Origin of the sequence: Deinococcus sp., from assembly GCF_018260405.1 — a bacterium.
In the GTDB taxonomy this organism is placed as follows: domain Bacteria; phylum Deinococcota; class Deinococci; order Deinococcales; family Deinococcaceae; genus Deinococcus.
Genome location: NZ_JAGLBG010000183.1, coordinates 1 through 2,216, shown reverse-complemented (window position 1 = coordinate 2,216; position 2,216 = coordinate 1). Strand labels below are relative to the sequence as shown.

The following is a 2,216-nucleotide window of genomic DNA, read 5'->3' as shown; positions in this document are numbered from 1 at the left end:
CTCCAAGTAGGTCGCGTCGGCCAGTTCTGGGTCGGTCATGATGGTCGCGGGGTTGCTGTTGACCAGCACCACGCGGTAGCCCTCATTTTTCAGCGCCTTAAGCGCCTGAGTGCCGGAGTAGTCAAACTCGGCTGCCTGCCCAATCTGGATGGGGCCGCTGCCGAGAATCAGGATGGTCTGGAGATCAGTTCGCTTAGGCATTCCAGATAAGGAGTATCGCACGCGGCGCGGACGTGGGGCGGGGGTTGAGTAGGTGTACCAGCAGCCTTCCAGAATTCCCGGCGCGGTGGGCGTAAATCTATTCGGCGCACACATCACCCGCAAAGCCAGGCATGGTCAATCTCGTCGGTCAATGATCCAGTTCCCCTAGTCCAGGTCATCCATTGAAGGCTTAGACTTGCAAGGGGGCGAAGTAGAGCGAGCAGAAGAGAAACGGGTTCCGGCCAGGTTGCCAGCGAAGCAGACGGCAGTCCGTTATTACTGCAACAGAATTTCGGCCCGGTGGGTCTGGGGGTTGTAGTTGCAGGTAACGGGAGCCTGTCCCATCAGGTGTTCCGCGCCGTCCAGTCGGTAGCCGACCGTGGCCGGAGTGCGTAACTGTGTGCTGGTCGCGTCGGGGTGCTGAACCCCTTCGACCAGGGTGCTGGGGGTTCCGGTCAGGCGAATAAAGACGTCAGCGGCGGCGGGCAAAGGCTGCTGCGGCTTGCTTTTCAGGTAATCGGTCAGTGATTGACGTGTGTCGGGCTGCCCGGGGGCCAGCGGCCCTACCTTGATTTCACTGGGGCGTCGCAACTCTTCTTTGCAGTTTTCAATAAAGCGGTAGGTGCTGACGCCGTACGTGTCGTGGTCGCTGTACAGCGGGTTGTGCCTGATCGCGGCGGCGGTCACGATGCCCAGCAGCAGCAGGCTCAGCAGCGAGAGAATCCAGGCCAACGACTGACTGGAGCGGTTGACAGAGTGCGGGGCAGTAGGCTCGCTCATGGATTCAGCATATCGCATGGGCCGCTACGCGGCGCTTTTCCGAAAGGTCCTCTACACACCGTGTTTTTGAGAGGGTTCCGTTAGAGGTATTATCTAGAATAGATTTCCGGAGATTCTTCCTTGACCCAACCTGAACAAATCCTTCCTGGCTACCAACTGCTCCATATCCTTGGACGTGGTAATACGTCGGTGGTGCGCCTGGCTCTTAACCCGGAGCGCCGCCAGTTCGCGGTCAAGCTGCCGCACCCTGAGACCCTCAGCGTTCACGACGCCGCCGAGCGCTTCGGCAATGAGGTCCGGCTCAGTTTGCAGTTTCGGCATCCCAATATCGTGCAGGCCTTCGATGGAACGGCGTTCGGAGCACAGGCTTTTCTGGCGCTCAAGTATTACCCGAACGGGGCACTCAGTGAGCATCTGGCGCGGTCCTCTGCCGGGCAGATCGCCTTGCCGCTCGAAGACGCTTTATGGATACTGGCCGATACTTCTGCCGCCCTGACCTATCTGCACAAGCTGGGAGCCGTGCATCAGGATGTCAAGACCCAGAACATCTATGTCGATGAGCTGGGTCGTGCGGCGCTGGGCGACCTGGGCAATACCTATTTCGTGTCGCAGGGGGGCAAAGTCAGTGGCAGCCCGTATTACATGGCCCCCGAGATTTACCACGGCGAAAGTAGCAGCGCGGCCAGCGACGTGTACAGCCTCGGCGTCATGATGTACGAACTATTGACCGGCCAGCGGCCTTTCAACGGAACCACCTACGAAGAATTGATGATCGCCCACCTGACCCGTTTTGCCACACCTATGAATCGTCTTAACCCCGAGGTGCCCCGGCCTCTAGCGCGGCTGGCCGAGCAGGCCCTCGCAAAGCGGGCCGCCGAACGCCCGAGCGCCGACGCCATCCGCCGCGCAGTCCTCACCGCCCTGGACGAGCCGCTTGACGATCTAAGTGCCGAACCACCGCCGGAAGCAGTTGCGCTGCATCAGGTCGGGCGGCATGGTCCGGCGGCCAGCCTTCAGCCACTCAATACTCCCAAACCGGCGGCCCCGGCCCCCGAACCCAAGAAAGGCTGGAATCCGTTCAAGCGGAACAAGTAATTACGGACTGCGCTGGGTGCTGTTTTGGTCAAGAAGCGGTCAGGCCCCTTTCTGGGTGCCGCTCTGAGAGGCTGTCTGAGGCCCTAACCATGGGAAATGTTTTAGGCTTTAACGGTGGAACGCGCAGCTTACCCTAGCGA

General features: G+C 60.2%; 3 protein-coding genes. 1 reads left to right on the top strand and 2 read right to left on the bottom strand.

Going from position 1 to position 2,216, the window contains the following annotated elements; genetic code table 11:
• Positions 1 to 201, bottom strand: a 201-nt coding sequence (locus QZ269_RS12840) for a hypothetical protein (protein WP_291427091.1), incomplete at its 3' end; no start/stop codon positions are given.
• Positions 202 to 477: 276 nt separating this feature from the next.
• The gene (locus QZ269_RS12835) at positions 478 to 981 is read right to left on the bottom strand and encodes a hypothetical protein (protein WP_291427090.1); all 504 of its coding nucleotides are present in this window, start codon (positions 979 to 981) and stop codon (positions 478 to 480) included.
• A 120-nt stretch (positions 982 to 1,101) separates the two neighbouring features.
• On the opposite strand from QZ269_RS12835, the gene QZ269_RS12830 reads away from it, so the two are divergent.
• Entirely contained in the window at positions 1,102 to 2,076 is a 975-nt protein-coding gene (locus QZ269_RS12830; RefSeq protein WP_291427089.1) for a serine/threonine-protein kinase, read from the top strand.
• Positions 2,077 to 2,216 lie beyond the last annotated feature (140 nt).

Bases quoted from the DNA above. Each gene is read 5' to 3' on its own strand.
- QZ269_RS12835 (WP_291427090.1), bottom strand. From the start codon at position 981: ATGAGCGAGCCTACTGCCCCGCACTCTGTCAACCGCTCCAGTCAGTCG.